15 protein-coding genes are annotated in these 15,277 nt (G+C 72.8%); 10 read left to right on the forward strand and 5 right to left on the reverse strand.

All coding sequences use genetic code 11. The features are described 5' to 3' along the window. Positions 1-30 precede the first annotated feature (30 nt). Positions 31-630, forward strand: a complete 600-nt coding sequence (locus JE024_RS30970) for a transglutaminase domain-containing protein (protein ID WP_205377210.1) — start codon at positions 31-33, stop codon at positions 628-630. A gap of 89 nt (positions 631-719) precedes the next feature. Here the strand turns inward: JE024_RS30970 and JE024_RS30975 are convergent, their stop codons facing one another. Continuing rightward, a complete protein-coding gene (locus tag JE024_RS30975) occupies positions 720-1,442 on the reverse strand; it encodes a lysophospholipid acyltransferase family protein (RefSeq protein WP_205377211.1) in 723 nt (240 codons plus the stop codon). Between the two features lie 273 nt (positions 1,443-1,715). Between JE024_RS30975 and JE024_RS30980 the strand changes: the two genes are divergently transcribed. The 5 genes from JE024_RS30980 to JE024_RS31000 all read left to right on the forward strand — a co-directional run bounded on the left by JE024_RS30980 (position 1,716) and on the right by JE024_RS31000 (position 6,340). Then, positions 1,716-2,054 carry a thioredoxin family protein gene (locus JE024_RS30980; protein ID WP_205377212.1) on the forward strand — a complete coding sequence of 113 codons (339 nt, stop codon included), beginning with the start codon at positions 1,716-1,718 and terminating at the stop codon, positions 2,052-2,054. 199 nt (positions 2,055-2,253) lie between these two features. After that, on the forward strand, positions 2,254-2,862 hold the full coding sequence (locus JE024_RS30985; RefSeq protein WP_205377213.1) for a flavin reductase family protein: 609 nt from the start codon (positions 2,254-2,256) through the stop codon (positions 2,860-2,862). 181 nt (positions 2,863-3,043) lie between these two features. Continuing rightward, entirely contained in the window at positions 3,044-3,829 is a 786-nt protein-coding gene (locus tag JE024_RS30990) for an electron transfer flavoprotein subunit beta/FixA family protein (protein WP_205377214.1), read from the forward strand. A gap of 86 nt (positions 3,830-3,915) precedes the next feature. After that, positions 3,916-4,878: an electron transfer flavoprotein subunit alpha/FixB family protein gene (locus tag JE024_RS30995; protein ID WP_205372291.1), complete on the forward strand. Its 963-nt coding sequence runs from the start codon at positions 3,916-3,918 to the stop codon at positions 4,876-4,878. 172 nt (positions 4,879-5,050) lie between these two features. Then, a complete protein-coding gene (locus tag JE024_RS31000; protein ID WP_205377215.1) occupies positions 5,051-6,340 on the forward strand; it encodes a DUF6986 family protein in 1,290 nt (429 codons plus the stop codon). Positions 6,341-6,396: 56 nt separating this feature from the next. Here JE024_RS31000 and JE024_RS31005 read toward each other — a convergent pair whose 3' ends face one another. Then, a complete protein-coding gene (locus JE024_RS31005; RefSeq protein ID WP_244883578.1) occupies positions 6,397-7,377 on the reverse strand; it encodes a LacI family DNA-binding transcriptional regulator in 981 nt (326 codons plus the stop codon). Between the two features lie 226 nt (positions 7,378-7,603). Here JE024_RS31005 and JE024_RS31010 point away from each other — a divergent pair, with 226 nt between their 5' ends. Then, positions 7,604-8,554 carry an ROK family protein gene (locus tag JE024_RS31010; protein WP_205377217.1) on the forward strand — a complete coding sequence of 317 codons (951 nt, stop codon included), beginning with the start codon at positions 7,604-7,606 and terminating at the stop codon, positions 8,552-8,554. Positions 8,555-8,614: 60 nt separating this feature from the next. On the opposite strand, the gene JE024_RS31015 is transcribed toward JE024_RS31010, so the two are convergent. After that, positions 8,615-8,794 (reverse strand): DUF8839 family protein, encoded by a 180-nt coding sequence (locus JE024_RS31015; protein ID WP_147991889.1) that lies wholly within the window; start codon positions 8,792-8,794, stop codon positions 8,615-8,617. Between the two features lie 166 nt (positions 8,795-8,960). On the opposite strand from JE024_RS31015, the gene JE024_RS31020 reads away from it, so the two are divergent. Then, entirely contained in the window at positions 8,961-9,995 is a 1,035-nt protein-coding gene (locus tag JE024_RS31020) for an NUDIX domain-containing protein (protein WP_205377218.1), read from the forward strand. Positions 9,996-10,071: 76 nt separating this feature from the next. Next, a complete protein-coding gene (locus tag JE024_RS31025) occupies positions 10,072-11,163 on the forward strand; it encodes an IS630 family transposase (protein ID WP_205377219.1) in 1,092 nt (363 codons plus the stop codon). 182 nt (positions 11,164-11,345) lie between these two features. On the opposite strand, the gene JE024_RS31030 is transcribed toward JE024_RS31025, so the two are convergent. Together JE024_RS31030 and JE024_RS31035 are read right to left on the reverse strand one after the other, a co-directional pair. After that, the gene (locus JE024_RS31030) at positions 11,346-12,089 is read right to left on the reverse strand and encodes an MBL fold metallo-hydrolase (RefSeq protein ID WP_205377220.1); all 744 of its coding nucleotides are present in this window, start codon (positions 12,087-12,089) and stop codon (positions 11,346-11,348) included. 209 nt (positions 12,090-12,298) lie between these two features. Beyond that, a complete protein-coding gene (locus tag JE024_RS31035) occupies positions 12,299-13,663 on the reverse strand; it encodes a dipeptidase (protein ID WP_205377221.1) in 1,365 nt (454 codons plus the stop codon). A 146-nt stretch (positions 13,664-13,809) separates the two neighbouring features. Between JE024_RS31035 and JE024_RS31040 the strand changes: the two genes are divergently transcribed. After that, on the forward strand, positions 13,810-15,075 hold the full coding sequence (locus JE024_RS31040; RefSeq protein WP_494403211.1) for a geranylgeranyl reductase family protein: 1,266 nt from the start codon (positions 13,810-13,812) through the stop codon (positions 15,073-15,075). Positions 15,076-15,277: the final 202 nt, after the last annotated feature.

The raw sequence follows: 15,277 nt of genomic DNA on the forward strand, positions 1-15,277 counted from the left end.
CGGCCGGCCGCGTTCGTACGCTCGGGCGCCATGGACATGATCCGCGCCCATCCTTCGATCACCGCCTACACCGCCGCGAGCGACGCCGTCGACCACTCTCACCCGCTGGTGCGGAGCACCGTGGCCGCCCTGCGGGCGCAGACGAGCGACGCATACACATACACCGAGGCCGCCTACCACCACATCCGCGACCGGATCGCCCACTCCGCCGACATCGGCGAGGAACGGGTCACCTGGCGCGCCTCCGACGTCCTGGCCCAGGGGCACGGCATCTGCCACGCCAAGTCCCACGCCCTCGCCGCCCTGCTGCGCGCCGCGGACATCCCCACCGCGCTCTGCTACCAGCGCCTCACCGAGGACGACGGCACGGCCCCCATGCTCCACGGACTCGTCGCCGTCAGGCTGCCGGGCCGCACGCGCTGGGACCGGCAGGACGCGCGGGGCGGCATCCCGGGGATCGGCGCCCGGTTCTCCCTCGACACCGAGCGGCTGGCCTGGAGGGTGCGCGAGGAACTCGGCGAGGCGGACTCCCCGGTGCTCCACGACGCGCCGCACCCCGCGGTGCTCGCGGCGCTGCGGGCCGCCCCCGACCGCCGCACGCTCTGGCGCACCCTGCCCACCGACTTCTGACGGCCCGGCGCCCCGGCATCCGCCCGGCGGGCCGCGGAAACACCGCGCGCCCCGCCCCTCGGCGAGGGACGGGGCGCGGCGGGTACGGCTCAGTGGCTCTCGCGGACCTCGGCCGGGGTCGGCGCCGTGCCCCCGAGGTGTGCGGGCACCCACCAGGTGTCGTCGGCGTCGCGCGGGCGCACCGGGTAGGCGCGCTGCGCCGCCTCCAGCAGCTCCTGGACCCGCTCGCGCAGCCGCCGGGTGATCGCACCGGCGTACTGGTCGGTGGGAGCCTCGACCGGCTCGCCGACCCGTATGGTCACCGGGATGTGGGCGCGCTTGAAGTTCCGCGGACGGCCCTTGGTCCACACGCGCTGGGTGCCCCACAGCGCCATGGGGATCAGCGGCACCCCGGCCTCCTGCGCGAGGCGGGCGGCGCCGGACTTGAACGACTTCAGGGTGAACGACTGGGAGATCGTCGCCTCCGGGAAGACACCCACGATCTCGCCCGAGCGCAGCGACTCCAGCGCGTGCTTGTAGGCGTCCTCGCCCTGCTTGCGGTCCACCGGGATGTGCTTCATGCCGCGCATCAGGGGCCCGGAGACCTTGTGGCGGAAGACCGAGTCCTTGGCCATGAAGCGGACCAGGCGCTTCTGCGGCAGTGCGGCGAGCCCGGTGAAGATGAAGTCCAGGTAGCTGATGTGATTGCTGACGAGGACCGCGCCGCCCGAGCGGGGGATGTTCTCGGAGCCCTGGGTGTCGATCTTCAGGTCCAGCGCCTTGAACATCGTGAGTGCGGCACCGACGACCGGCCGATAGACGAGCTCTGCCATCTGGGGAGGACCCTTTCGTCGTACCCGGGGAGGGTTCTCCCGGTGGAAGTTACGCAGCCGTAGGTTTTCGGCTTTGGGGCGATCGTGCCCCATGCGTGGCGTGCTGACCAGCCCTGGCACGGTCCGTGGGCGAGATTCTCGTCACGTTCCGCCGTCAGTGCGTCACCGGTGCGGGCACCGGCCGCGCACCGTGCCGGCCGGCGGGAATGCGACCGGTGACGCGGAGCGCTGGACACGGGGACAACGTACGAACGACACGGAGGAGTTCCGGGCGTGGGCGAGACGGGCGGCACAGCGGCGGACGAGGGGGCGCTCGGCGCCGGTGACCTGGGCGGGGAACTCGGCGCCCGGGCGACCCTCGTCCAGTTCTCGACCGCCTTCTGCCAGCCCTGCCGGGCCACCCGGCGGACCCTCGCCGAGGTCGCCGCCATGGTCGAGGGCGTGGCCCATGTGGAGATCGACGCCGAGGCGCATCTGGACCTCGTGCGGCGCCTCGGTGTGCGCGCCACCCCCACCGTGCTGGTGCTGGACGCGGGCGGCCGGATCGTCACCCGCGCGGCGGGCGCGCCCCGGCGCGCGGACGTCATCGCGGCGCTCGGCAGAGCGGTGTGACCCACCGTGAGGTCGGTCCCACATGCTGACGCGTACTTGACTGCACACGGCAGCCATCGCCACGCTGGCTGATGTGCATCAGGAACTCCTTCTCCACGGGCGGCTCCACGTCGACCTCGCCCGTAACGCGAGCGCGCGTTGTCGGGCTGCCGCCGTAGCCGCAGCCCGCCCGTAGCCAACCCCGCAGAAGGACCTCTCGATGACCGCGTCGATCGATCTCGGCACCGCTTCGCCCCTTTCCTCTGCTTCCGCCGCCCCGAGGCCCGCGTCCCCCTCCGTCGTCGCCCCCCGGACCGCGCCGGCCGCCCCCGCCCCGACCCCCGTTCCCGCCGCACCGGACACGCCCGGGCTGCTGCGTTCCGTCTTCCGGCGGCACGCCGCCGGTGTGGCGGTGATCACCGCGCAGGGGGAGCGGCCCGTCGGCTTCACCGCCACCTCGCTCACCTCCGTCGCCGCCGAACCGCCGCTGATCTCCTTCGGCATCGGCACCGGCGCGTCGAGCTGGCCGGTGCTCTCCGAGGCCGAGCACGTCGGCGTGCACATACTCGGCGAACACCAGGAGGACCTCGCCGCCCGGTTCGCCCGCAGCGGCATCGACCGCTTCGCGGGGCCCACCGGATGGCGGACGGGCCCGCACGGGGTCCCGGTGCTCGACGGTGTGCTGGCCGTGCTGGTGGGCCGGGTCGTGGCGCGCGTTCCCGCCGGTGACCACAGCATCGTCATCGCCGAGGTCGTGGACGGCGAACACGGCCCCGACGGCAGCCCGTTGCTCTATCACCAGGGGCGTTTCACCGGCCTGCGCGGCTGAGCCCGCCGGCCGTTGGCCAGATCACACGGCAAAGCGCTTGCTTAGCGGCGTCGGGGCGGGTGTACTGACGAGTAATATTTCGTTCGGAGCGCGGCCCGCCCCGACCGGGATCCGCCCCACAGGACGCCTATGCTGCGTTCACAAGGGATTCCAGTAGAGACGATGCAGTAGGAGAGCCGGCGTGAGCCTGAGGATCGTTGTCTGTGTGAAGTACGTGCCCGACGCCACCGGCGACCGGCACTTCGCCGATGACCTGACCGTCGACCGGGACGACGTCGACGGCCTGCTGTCGGAGCTGGACGAGTACGCGGTGGAGCAGGCGCTGCAGATCGCGGAGAGTGCGGACGACGCCGAGGTGACGGTGTTGACGGTGGGTCCGGAGGACGCGAAGGACGCGCTGCGCAAGGCTCTGTCGATGGGTGCGGACAAGGCGGTGCACGTCGAGGACGACGATCTGCACGGTACGGATGTGATCGGTACGTCGCTGGTGCTGGCGAAGGCGGTCGAGAAGGCCGGTTTCGATCTGGTGATCTCGGGGATGGCGTCGACGGACGGCACGATGGGTGTGGTGCCGGCGCTGCTGGCGGAGCGTCTGGGTGTGCCGCAGGTGACGCTGCTGTCGGAGGTGTCGGTCGAGGGCGGCACGGTCCGGGGCCGTCGGGACGGTGACACGGCGTCGGAGCAGCTGGAGGCGTCGCTGCCGGCGGTGGTGTCGGTGACCGACCAGTCGGGCGAGGCGCGCTACCCGTCGTTCAAGGGCATCATGGCGGCGAAGAAGAAGCCGGTGGAGTCCTGGGACCTGGAGGACCTGGAGATCGAGGCGGACGAGGTCGGTCTCGCGGGTGCGTGGAGCGCGGTCGACTCGGCGGCCGAGCGCCCGGCGCGCACGGCGGGCACGGTCGTCAAGGACGAGGGCGAGGGCGGCAAGCAGCTCGCGGAGTTCCTGGCGGGTCAGAAGTTCGTCTGACGCGGCCCGGCGGGCCGAGGTTCGTCCGAGGCCCCCGTCTCTCTCGTCCCCCCTCTTTTCTTCGTTCACAGCAGGAGTGTTGTCCCATGGCTGAAGTTCTCGTCTTTGTCGATCACGTGGACGGTGCGGTCCGCAAGCCCACGCTGGAGTTGCTGACGCTGGCGCGTCGGATCGGTGAGCCGGTGGCGCTCGCGGTGGGTGCGGGTGCCGAGCAGACGGCGTCGGTGCTGGCCGGTCACGGTGCGGTGCGGGTGCTGACGGTGGACGCGCCGGAGTTCGCCGAGTATCTGGTGGTGCCGAAGGTGGAGGCGCTGCAGGCGGCGGTCGAGGCGGTGTCCCCGGTGGCGGTGCTGGTGCCGTCGTCGGCGGAGGGCAAGGAGATCGCGGCGCGTGTGGCGGTGCGGATCGGTTCCGGTCTGATCACCGACGCGGTGGACCTGGAGGCCGGTGAGCAGGGTCCGGTCGCCACGCAGTCGGCGTTCGCCGCCTCGTTCACGACGAAGTCGCGCGTCTCGAAGGGTGTGCCGGTCATCACGGTGAAGCCGAACTCGGCCGCCGTGGAGCCGGCGCAGGCCGCGGGTGCGGTCGAGGCGCTGTCGGTGTCGTTCTCGGAGCGGGCGACGGGGACGAAGGTCGTGGCGCGTACGCCGCGGGAGTCGACCGGGCGTCCGGAGCTGACCGAGGCCGCGATCGTGGTCTCCGGCGGCCGGGGTGTCAACGGCGCGGAGAACTTCGCGGTCATCGAGGCGCTCGCGGACTCCCTCGGTGCGGCGGTCGGCGCCTCGCGTGCCGCGGTCGACGCGGGCTGGTACCCGCACACCAACCAGGTCGGCCAGACCGGCAAGTCGGTCTCCCCGCAGCTGTACATCGCCTCCGGCATCTCCGGCGCGATCCAGCACCGGGCCGGCATGCAGACCTCCAAGACCATCGTCGCGATCAACAAGGACGCCGAGGCCCCGATCTTCGACCTCGTCGACTACGGCGTCGTCGGCGACCTCTTCGACGTCGTCCCCCAGCTCACCGAGGAGATCAACACCCGCAAGGGCTGATCCCCCGGCACGCACACACCCGACAGGGGCCGCACGGTGACACCACCGCGCGGCCCCTGCCGCGTGTCACGCACCATTGACGCAGGTCACGGCCGCCCGATAGCTTAATTCAACAGAATGTTGATTCCGTGGAGCGGAAACACGGACGCCGACGTGTGCGGAGGGTGTGGGAATGGGTCAGCAGGAGAAGGTGGCGACGAGCCTCGCGGGCGCGGTCAGCGAGGGCATCAGCGCCTCCCTCGCACCGGTGGACGCCGAGCTCGCCCGCCGCTATCCGGGGGATCCCGGCACGCGCCAGCCCGTCCACACCGTCTACGTGCCCGGCGACGTCTTCGCCGCCGGCACCCTGCGTTCCTGGGGCGACCAGGCGCTCGCCGCGCTCGACGAACACGCCCCCGACGCCCGCACCTTCGCCGGCGTCCTCGGCCTCCCCGACGAGCTGGCCGAGCCCGTGTACGACCGGGTGCGGGCCAAGCTGGAGCGCGAGCCCGTGGAGGACCTGCGCGTCGACTTCGAGGACGGCTACGCGGGCACCGACGAGGACGCGGACGCGGCGCGCGCCGCGCGGCTGATCTCCGAGGCGTACGCGCAGGGCACCGCCGCCCCGTACATGGGCATCCGGATGAAGTGCATGGAAGCCGCCGTGCGCGACCGGGGCATCCGCACCCTCGACGTCTTCCTGACGGGCCTGATGGAGGCCGGCGGCCTGCCGGACGGGCTGGTGCTCACCCTGCCGAAGGTCACCTACACCGAGCAGGTGGGCGCCATGGTGCGCCTCGTCGAGGAGTTCGAGAAGGCGCGCGGCCTGGAGCCCGGCCGGATCGGCTTCGAGATCCAGATCGAGACCAGCCAGTCCATCCTCGGCCCCGACGGCACCGCCACCGTCGCCCGGATGATCGACGCGGCCGAGGGCCGGGCGACCGGACTGCACTACGGCACCTTCGACTACAGCGCCTGCCTCGGCGTCTCCGCCGCCCACCAGGCCAGCGACCACCCCGCGGCCGACCACGCCAAGGCCGTCATGCAGGTCGCCGCCGCCGGCACCGGCGTACGGGTGTCGGACGGCTCCACCAACGTGCTCCCGGTAGGACCGACCGCCAAGGTCCACGACGCCTGGCGGCTGCACTACGGGCTCACCCGCCGCGCCCTCGCCCGCGCCTACTACCAGGGCTGGGACATGCACCCGGGCCATCTCCCCACCCGCTACGCCGCCGTCTTCGCCTTCTACCGGGGCGGCTTCGAGCAGGCCGCCGCGCGCCTCGCGGCCTACGCCGGCCACACGGGCGGCGACGTGATGGACGAGCCCGCCACCGCCAAGGCCCTCAGCTCCTACCTGCTCCGCGGCATCGACTGCGGCGCCCTGGACGGCGCGGAGGTCGCCCGTCTCACCGGCCTGACCCGCGCCGACCTCGACGCCTTCGCCGTACCCCGGCGCGGAGACCTGACCGCCTCCGCCCAGTAGCCGCGGTCGCCGTGTGCTCCGCTCCGGAACCGGAGCACACGGCCCGCGCGGCGGATTCAGCCGGCGGGCAGGATCTCGCCCGAGCCGCGCGGGATCAGCGTGGTGTCGAGGGTGACCTGGCGGGGAGCCTCGTTCACGCCGTCCAGGCGGCGGAACAGCCGCTCCGCCGCGGTGCGGCCGAGGGCCGCCGCGTCCTGGGCTATCACCGTGATGCCGAGCAGGTCCGCGAGCTCGATGTCGTCGAAGCCGACCAGCGCCACCGGCCGTTCACAGGTGGCGAGGTGGCGCACGACGGTCACGGTGACCCGGTTGTTGCCCGCGAGGATCGCGGTCACCGGCTCCGGCGCGGCCAGCATCGCGGCCACCGCGTCGCGGACCCGGTCCGGGGCCGTGGAGCCGAGCGAGACCCAGGAGTCGTCGATCGTGAGGCCGGCGTCCGCCATCGCCGCGCGGTAGCCGCGCAGACGCTCGGCGGCCGTGTGGATGCGGGGCTGGTCGCCGATGAAGGCGATGCGCCGGTGCCCGTGGGCGATCAGATGCGCCACTCCCGAGCGGGCGCCCCCGAAGCTGTCGGAGAGCACCGCGTCCGCGTCGATCCGCCCGGCCGGCCGGTCCACGAACACGGTGGCCACACCGGCCTTGATCTCCGGCTCCAGGTAGCGGTGGTCGTCGCCCGCCGGGATGACGATCAGACCGTCCACCCGCCGCGCGCACAGCGCCAGCACCAGCTCCTGCTCACGGCTCGGGTCCTCCGCGCTGGAACCGTTGATCAGCAGCGCGCCGTGCGCCCGGGCGACCTCCTCGACCGCCCGGCTCAGCGGGCCGTAGAACGGGTCGGCGAGGTCCTCCAGGACCAGCCCGATCGACGCCGTGCGGCCCTTCCGGAGCACCCGGGCGCTGTCGTTGCGGCGGAAACCGAGGGACTCGATGGCCTCCTGGACCCGGCGCTCGGTGTCCGGAGTGACGCCCGGCTCTGCGTTGACCACCCGCGAGACGGTCTTGAGCCCCACCCCCGCACGCGCCGCCACGTCCTTCATCGTCGGCCGGTTGCCATAACGCGGCTCGGCGCCGCCGGGAGGGCCCGTCACGGGCTGGGGGCGGGTCGTTTCGGCCACGAGGCGCCTTCGGTCGGGGGTCGGGGGACGCGTCCGATGGTATGGGAAGGTGTGGCATCGGGCATAGGGCCTGGACAACGTTGTCATCCCCGATGGACACTGGTACGGAACCTCAGCTCCGACCATCTCCCCGGGGGATCGCACACCGATGCACACCAGCCTCGTCGCCGCACTCGACATCGGCGGCACCAAGATCGCCGGAGCGTTGGTGGACGGTGACGGCGCCCTGCTGCTCCGTGCCCAGCGACCCACTCCGGCCAAGGAGGACGCCGAGACGGTGATGGGCGCCGTGTCCGCGGTCCTCGGCGACCTCGCCGCATCCCCGCTGTGGCCGGGTGCCGTCGCCGTCGGCATCGGCAGCGCGGGTCCCGTCGACCGGGCGGCCGGCACGGTCAGTCCGGTCAACGTCCCCGGCTGGCGCGGCTTCCCGCTGGTCGAGCGGGTGTCCCGGGCCGTCGGCGGCCTGCCCGTCGACCTGGTCGGCGACGGCGCCGCCATCACCGCCGCCGAGCACTGGCGCGGCGCGGCCCGCGGCTTCGACAACGCGCTCTGCATGGTGGTCTCCACCGGCGTCGGCGGCGGCCTGGTGCTCGACGGGCGGCTGCACACCGGGCCGAGCGGCAACGCCGGCCACATCGGCCACATCAGCGTCGACCTCGACGGGGACCTCTGCCCCTGCGGGGCCCGCGGCTGCGTCGAGCGCATCGCCAGCGGCCCCAACATCGCCCGCCGCGCGCTGGAGCAGGGGTGGACCCCGGGGCCCGACGGCGACGCCACCGCCGCCGCGGTCGCCGCGTCGGCCCGCGCGGGCGACCCGGTGGCGATCGCCTCCTTCGAGCGCGCCGCGCAGGCGCTCGCGGCGGGCATCGCCGCGACGGCGACCCTCGCCGACCTCGACATCGCCGTCATCGGCGGCGGGGTCGCCGGCGCCGGAGAGGTGCTCTTCGACCCGCTGCGCCGGTCGCTGCGGGACTACGCGACGCTGTCCTTCGTCCGCCGTCTGACGGTCGCTCCCGCGCGCATGGGCACCGACGCCGGTCTGGTGGGCGCTGCGGCCGCGGCGCTCCTCGCCCGCCGTCCGGAGCGCGCCCCGGCCTGAGCCGCCCGCGAGGGCGGGGCGCGGCGGCGAGGGCCGCGCCGGGCCGTCCGCGCCGCGGTCTCACCAGTGGCGGCCCGTCTGCTGCTGCTGGGGCACGACCACCAGGAAGGCGTCCGACTCCAGGTCCATCACCACCTCCGCCGCGAGGCCCTCGTCCCTGCGGTGCCGGGCGTACTGCTCGGCGTGCCGGCTGCCCCGCGGATCTCCCGCGGGGAACTTCTCCAACACCGTACGGCGCATCTCCGTACCCCCTTGTCTCTCCCGCTCCAACGACCCGCCCCCCGAGGTGTCACGGGCAACGGCCCGGCCACAGTTGAGCGGCTGATCGGCCAACCGGTTCGGACCGCTGGTTTCCGTGGCAGGGTGTTGCGGGCAATCCACAGTGGGCTACGGAAGAGGGGGACCCGTGATCGTCTGGATCAACGGTTCATTCGGAGCGGGCAAGACCAGCACCGCGCGCGAACTGATCGATCTGATCCCCAACAGCACGTTGTTCGACCCCGAGACCATCGGCGACACCCTGCGGTTGCTGCTGCCGCGCAAGCGGCTGGACGAGGTGACCGACTATCAGGACCTGCCGATATGGCGCCGGCTGGTGGTGGACACCGCGGCCGCCCTGCTGGCCGAGCTCGGCGGGGTGCTCGTGGTGCCCATGACCGTCCTGCGCCAGGAGTACCGCGACGAGATCTTCGGTGGGCTCGCTGCCCGCCGCATAGCCGTGCGGCATGTGCTGCTGGCTCCTGCTGAAACGATTTTGCGCACCCGTATCGCCGGACGCGAGGTCCCCGGGACGCCGGACGGCGAACTCCGCGTACGGCAGTGGTCCTACGACCACATCGAGCCCTACCGCGCGGCGCTCCCGTGGCTCACCGCGGACGCCCACGTCATCGACACCGGCCACATCGACGCCCGGGAGACCGCCCGGCTCGTCGCGGCGGCGGTCGGCAGCGGCGCGGCACCCGCCTGCGAGATCGTCCAGACCCCGGAGCCGACCGCCGAGACCGTCGCCGCCGGGGTGCTGCTCTTCGACGAGGAGAACCGGGTGCTCCTCGTCGACCCGACGTACAAGCCTGGCTGGGAGTTCCCCGGCGGGGTGGTGGAACGCGGCGAGGCGCCCGCGCGCGCGGGGGTGCGGGAGGTCGCCGAGGAGCTCGGCATCCGGCTGCCCGACGTGCCCCGGCTGCTCCTCCTCGACTGGGAACCCGCCCGCCCGCCGGGCTTCGGCGGGCTGCGCCTGATCTTCGACGGCGGGCCCCTGCCCGCCGAACTGGCGCGCACCGTGCGCCTGCCCGGGCCCGAACTGCGGAGCTGGCGCTTCGTCTCCGAACAGGAGGCCGCCGGGCTGCTGCCCCCCAACCGCTACGAGCGCCTGCGCTGGGCACTGCGCGCCAGGGAGCGCGGCACGGTCCTCAACCTGGAGGCCGGCGTCCCCGTCGGCTGAACCGCCCGCCCGTGCGTCCCGCACGGCGGCTAGTCTTCTGAGTCAGGAATTCTGTTCAGATGTATAAGCTTGGTATGTGGCGCGTACTGGGCGGCCGAAGGCCGAGTTGATCCTGTCCGATGAGGAACGGGCTGCGCTCGAGGGATGGGTGCGACGTCGCTCCACGCCGCAGGCGTGGGCTCTGCGGTGCCGGATCATCCTGGCTTGTGCGGAGGGTACTTCGAACAAGGACGTCGCGGCCCGGCTCGACTCGACTCCGCATGCTGTGGGCCGCTGGCGGGCGAGATTCGTCGAGCACCGGATCGCCGGCCTGGGCGACATGCCCCGCTCGGGCGGTCCCAGGTCGGTCACCGACGAACAGGTAGCCGCGCTCGTCGCCAAGACCCTGGAGTCCGCCCCGAAGAACGCGACGCACTGGTCGACACGGTCGATGGCGAGGCAGACGGGTCTGTCGCAGTCCACGGTGTCACGGGTCTGGCGGGCGTTCGGCCTGCAGCCGCACCGCTCGGAGACCTTCAAGCTGTCGACGGATCCGTACTTCGTCGACAAGGTCCACGATGTCGTCGGCCTCTACCTGGACCCGCCCGAGCGGGCCCTTGTCTTCTGCGTGGACGAGAAGTCACAGATCCAGGCCCTGGACCGCTCTCAGCCGGTGCTGCCGATGATGCCCGGAGTGCCGCAACGCGTCACACACGACTATGTCCGCGCGGGCACCACCACCCTGTTCGCCGCCCTGGAGGTCGCCACCGGCAAGGTGATCGGTTCCCTGCACCGGCGCCACCGGGCTGAGGAGTTCAAGAAGTTCCTCATCAAGCTCGACAGTGAAGTGCCCGATGGTCTCGAGGTCCACTTGGTGCTGGACAACTACGCCACCCACAAGACCCCGGCCATCAAGACCTGGCTGCTGGCCCACCCCCGGTTCCACCTGCACTTCACACCGACCGGGTCGTCCTGGCTCAACCTGGTGGAGCGATGGTTTGCCGAGCTGACGAACAAACAGATACGGCGAGGCGTCCACAAGACAGTCCAGGCTCTGGAGCAGGACATCCGGACCTGGATCGCAGCCTGGAACACCGACCCCAAGCCCTACGTCTGGACCAAGACCGCGGACGAGATCCTCGAACGCCTCGCCTCATATCTGAATAGAATTCCTGACTCAGAAGACTAGGGCGTGTTGCGAAAGTCCCTCCTGGCCCGCGATGCCTGGCACGCTCTCCCCCAGCTACCGCTGGGAGGTACCCCCATGCCGCGTTGTCGGAGTCATCCGAGTACGCCCGGTACGAGGATGATCCTCCGCCTTGCGATCGCACGCACCAGACGCCGCAGGCCCCGCCCTTCGGGCGGACGGAGCTACTTTCGCAACACGCCCCAGTGGCCGGGCGCGGCGCCCACCGTGTCGCGGTCGGCCGGAGCCTCACCGGCCGCTTCCAGCAGCAGCCGGGTGGCGTCCTCGGTGACGGGGTCCCCGTGGCCGAAGCAGACCGTCGACGGCGCCAGTGAGGCGAGCCGGCGCACGGAGACCAGGACGGCCGCGCGGTCCACGTTGAACACGCCCGGCATCACCCGGCCCACCCCGGCCACGCAGTCGCCCGTGAACAGCACACCGTGGTGCGGCAGATGGACGGCGATCGACCCGTCGGTGTGGCCGGGGGAGTGGACCACGCGGGCGCCGTCCCCGAAGTCCAGCGGCTCCCCGTCCTCCAGCTCCCGGTCCACCCGGGTCGGCGGGGCGGGCGGCACCGTCAGCCCGTGCTCGTACAGCGGGACCTCCCAGTCCAGCAGTACGGGCTCGGGCACCGGCGCCTCGCCGCGCACCACCGGCGCGTCGAGGCGGTGCGTCAGCACCTGGGCCCCGTGCCGGGCCGCCAGCTCACCGGCCGCGCCGACATGGTCGCGGTGGCAGTGCGTCAGCACGATCCGGCGGATCCGGGCGGGGTCGAGGCCCGCGCCCCGCATCGCCTCCTCCATCAGCGGGGCGGCGCCGTGGTGACCGGCGTCGACCAGCGTCAGGTCGTCCCCGTCACGCCACAGGTACGCCTGGCCGACGGGGAAGCGGAACATGTGGAGCTGCGGCAGCACACGGATGAAGTCCATGCCGCGACGCTACGCAACCGCCCCCGCCGGTGGCCCGGTTGTCCGCCCTCCGCGATCTTCGCCGAACGCTGAACGGGACCGCTGGGGCCCGGGCCGCCGCGACCGGGCGGGGCTGGCCGGGTGGCGGGGGCCTCCCGGGGCCGCCGCGTCCGAGCCCGCTCGGCCGCGGAGCCCCCGGGGCAGGACTGCCCGGACGCGCCGCCCCCGGGTCAGGCCCGCTTGGACGCGGCGTAGTTGGAGAGGAACAGCGCCTCGGCGACGGAGAGCCGCTCCAGCTCCTCGGGCGAGACGCTCTCGTTGACCGCGTGGATCTGCGCCTCCGGCTCGCTCAGCCCGATCAGCAGGATCTCCGCCTCCGGGTAGAGCGCGGCTAGGGTGTTGCACAGCGGGATCGAGCCGCCCATGCCGGACGCCTGCATCTCCTCACCCGGGTACGCCACGCGCATCGCCTCGGCCATCGACGTGTACGCCGGGCTCGTCACGTCCGCCTTGAACGCCTGCCCCTGGCCGACCTGTTCCAGCGAGACCCGCGCGTTCCACGGCGTGTGCTTCTCGATGTGCGCGAACAGCAGCTCGGTCGCCTCCGCCGCGTCCTGGCCGGGCGGCACCCGCAGGCTGATCTGGGCACGCGCCGTCGCCGGGATGGACGGCGTGGCGCCCGCCACGGGGTGGCAGTCGATCCCGATCACGGTGACCGCGGGGCGCGCCCAGATCCGGTCCGCGACCGTCCCGCCGCCGGGCAGCTCCACGTCCGGCAGGACCCGGGCGTCCCTGCGGAACTCCTCCTCCGGGTACTGGAGTCCGTCCCACTCGGCCCGCGCGGGCAGGCCGTCGATCACCGTCGAGCCGTCCTCGGCCCGCAGCGAGTCCAGCACGCGGATCAGCGCGGCCAGCGCGTCGGGGGCCGCCCCGCCGAACTGCCCGGAGTGGAGGTTGCCCTCCAGGGTGTCGATCCGCACCCGGATCATCGTCATCCCGCGCAGGGTGGCCGTCACCGTCGGCAGGCCCACCCGGAAGTTGCCGGTGTCGCCGATGACGATCGCGTCGGCCGTCAGCAGCTCCGGGTGCGCCTCCGCGTACCGCTCCAGACCGCCCGTGCCCTGCTCCTCCGAGCCCTCCACGATCATCTTGACCGTGACCGGGACACCGCCGTTCGCCCGGAGCGCGCGCAGCGCGAGCAGATGCATCACGAAGCCGCCCTTGCAGTCGGCCGCGCCCCTGCCGTACCAGCGGCCGTCGCGCTCCGTCAGTTCGAACGGCGGGCTGAGCCAGGCCGCCTCGTCCAGCATGGGCTGCACGTCGTAGTGGGCGTACAGCAGCACCGTCGGCGCCCCGGCCGGGCCGGGCAGCACGCCGTACACCGACTGGGAGCCGTCGGGGGTGTCCAGCAGGGCGACGTCCTCGAAGCCCTCCGCACGCAGGGCGCCGGCCACCCATTCGGCCGCCGCCTCGCACTCGCTGCGCGGGGCGACCGCCTCGTCCGCCACCGACTGGAAGGCCACCAGCTCCGTCAGCTCCGCCTTGGCGCGGGGCATGAGTGAGGCGACGGTCTCGGCGATCGGATGGGCGGTCATGGGCACGCTCCTTGTGGGTGCGACGTTGTGCGTTGTGTGTACAGCGAATGTGTGGCCGATCCTCCCACAGCGGGCGGGAGAGGCCCGCGCCGTAGGATGCGTGCGAGAGCATGGGCCACAGGTCGGATCGGGAGCAGAAGGACATCGTGAGCAGCGAGAACGATGCCACCGGAGCAGAGGCGGCAGATGAGCTTGGCGACGAAGCGGTGTGGGACGTCGTCGTGGTCGGCGCAGGACCTGCCGGAGCGTCGGCTGCGTATGCGGCGGCGGTGAGCGGCCGCAGGGTGCTGCTCCTGGAGAAGTCGGGGCTGCCCCGGTACAAGACGTGCGGCGGTGGAATCATCGGGCCGTCCCGCGACAGCCTCCCCCCGGGCTTCGAACTGCCGTTGCAGGACAAGGTCCACGCCGTGACGTTCACCCTGGGCGGCCGGATGGCGCGCACCCGCCGGTCCCGGCGGATGCTGTTCGGGCTGATCAACCGGCCCGAGTTCGACGCCCAGCTCGTCGAGCACGCGGAGAAGGCCGGCGCGGTGGTGCGCACCGGTGTCACGGTCTCCCGCGTGGAGCAGCACGGCCCCGCGGTCCCCGACCGCCGGACGGTCGCCGTCGTCCTGTCCCCGACCGGCTCGTCCGGCGAGGGGTCCGAGGAGACGGTCCTCGCCCGGGCGGTCGTCGGCGCCGACGGCAGCGCCAGCCGGATAGGCGCCCATGTGGGCGTGAAACTCGACCAGGTCGACCTCGGCCTGGAGGCGGAGATCCCGGTTCCGGAGACCGTCGCCGAGGACTGGGCGGGGCGGGTCCTGATCGACTGGGGCCCGATGCCCGGCAGTTACGGCTGGGTCTTCCCCAAGGGCCGGACGCTGACGGTCGGCGTCATCTCCGCACGCGGCGAGGGCGCGGCCACCAAGCGGTACCTGGAGGACTTCATCGCCCGTCTGGGCCTGGCCGGCTTCGAACCGGCCGTCTCCTCGGGCCATCTGACCCGCTGCCGCAGCGAGGACTCGCCGCTCTCCCGCGGCCGGGTCCTGGTCTGCGGCGACGCGGCCGGGCTGCTGGAGCCGTGGACGAGGGAGGGCATCTCGTTCGCCCTGCGCTCGGGCCGGCTCGCGGGGGAGTGGGCGGTGCGCGTCGCGGAGTCGCACGACGCGGTGGACGCCCGCAGGCAGGCGCTCAACTACGCCTTCGCCATCAAGGCGGGGCTGGGCGTCGAGATGGCCGTCGGCCGGCGGATGCTCACGGTGTTCGAACGCCGCCCGGGGCTGCTCCACGCGGTCCTCACCGGTTTCCGTCCCGCCTGGAACGTCTTCGCGGACATCACCCGCGGCTCGACGACCCTCGCCGGGATGGTGCGGACGCATCCGCTGGCGCGCCGGGCGCTCGACATCCTGGACAAGCGGGCGGCGTCCTCCTAGCCGGCGGGCCCGCACACATCGAACAGGGGCCGGTCCCGGGCGCACGTCGCCCGGGACCGGCCCCTGTTCGGCTTCCGGGCGGGTGTGCGGGGGCTCGGCTGGAGGCGGGTGCTCGGTGGTGGGGTGGGTGCGCGGTGGGTGGGCGCGGTGGGTTGGGACGCGGGTGGGTGCGCGGTGGGTTGGGACGCGGGTGGGTGCGCGG

The organism is Streptomyces zhihengii (assembly GCF_016919245.1).
In the GTDB taxonomy this organism is placed as follows: Bacteria; Actinomycetota; Actinomycetes; order Streptomycetales; family Streptomycetaceae; genus Streptomyces; species Streptomyces zhihengii.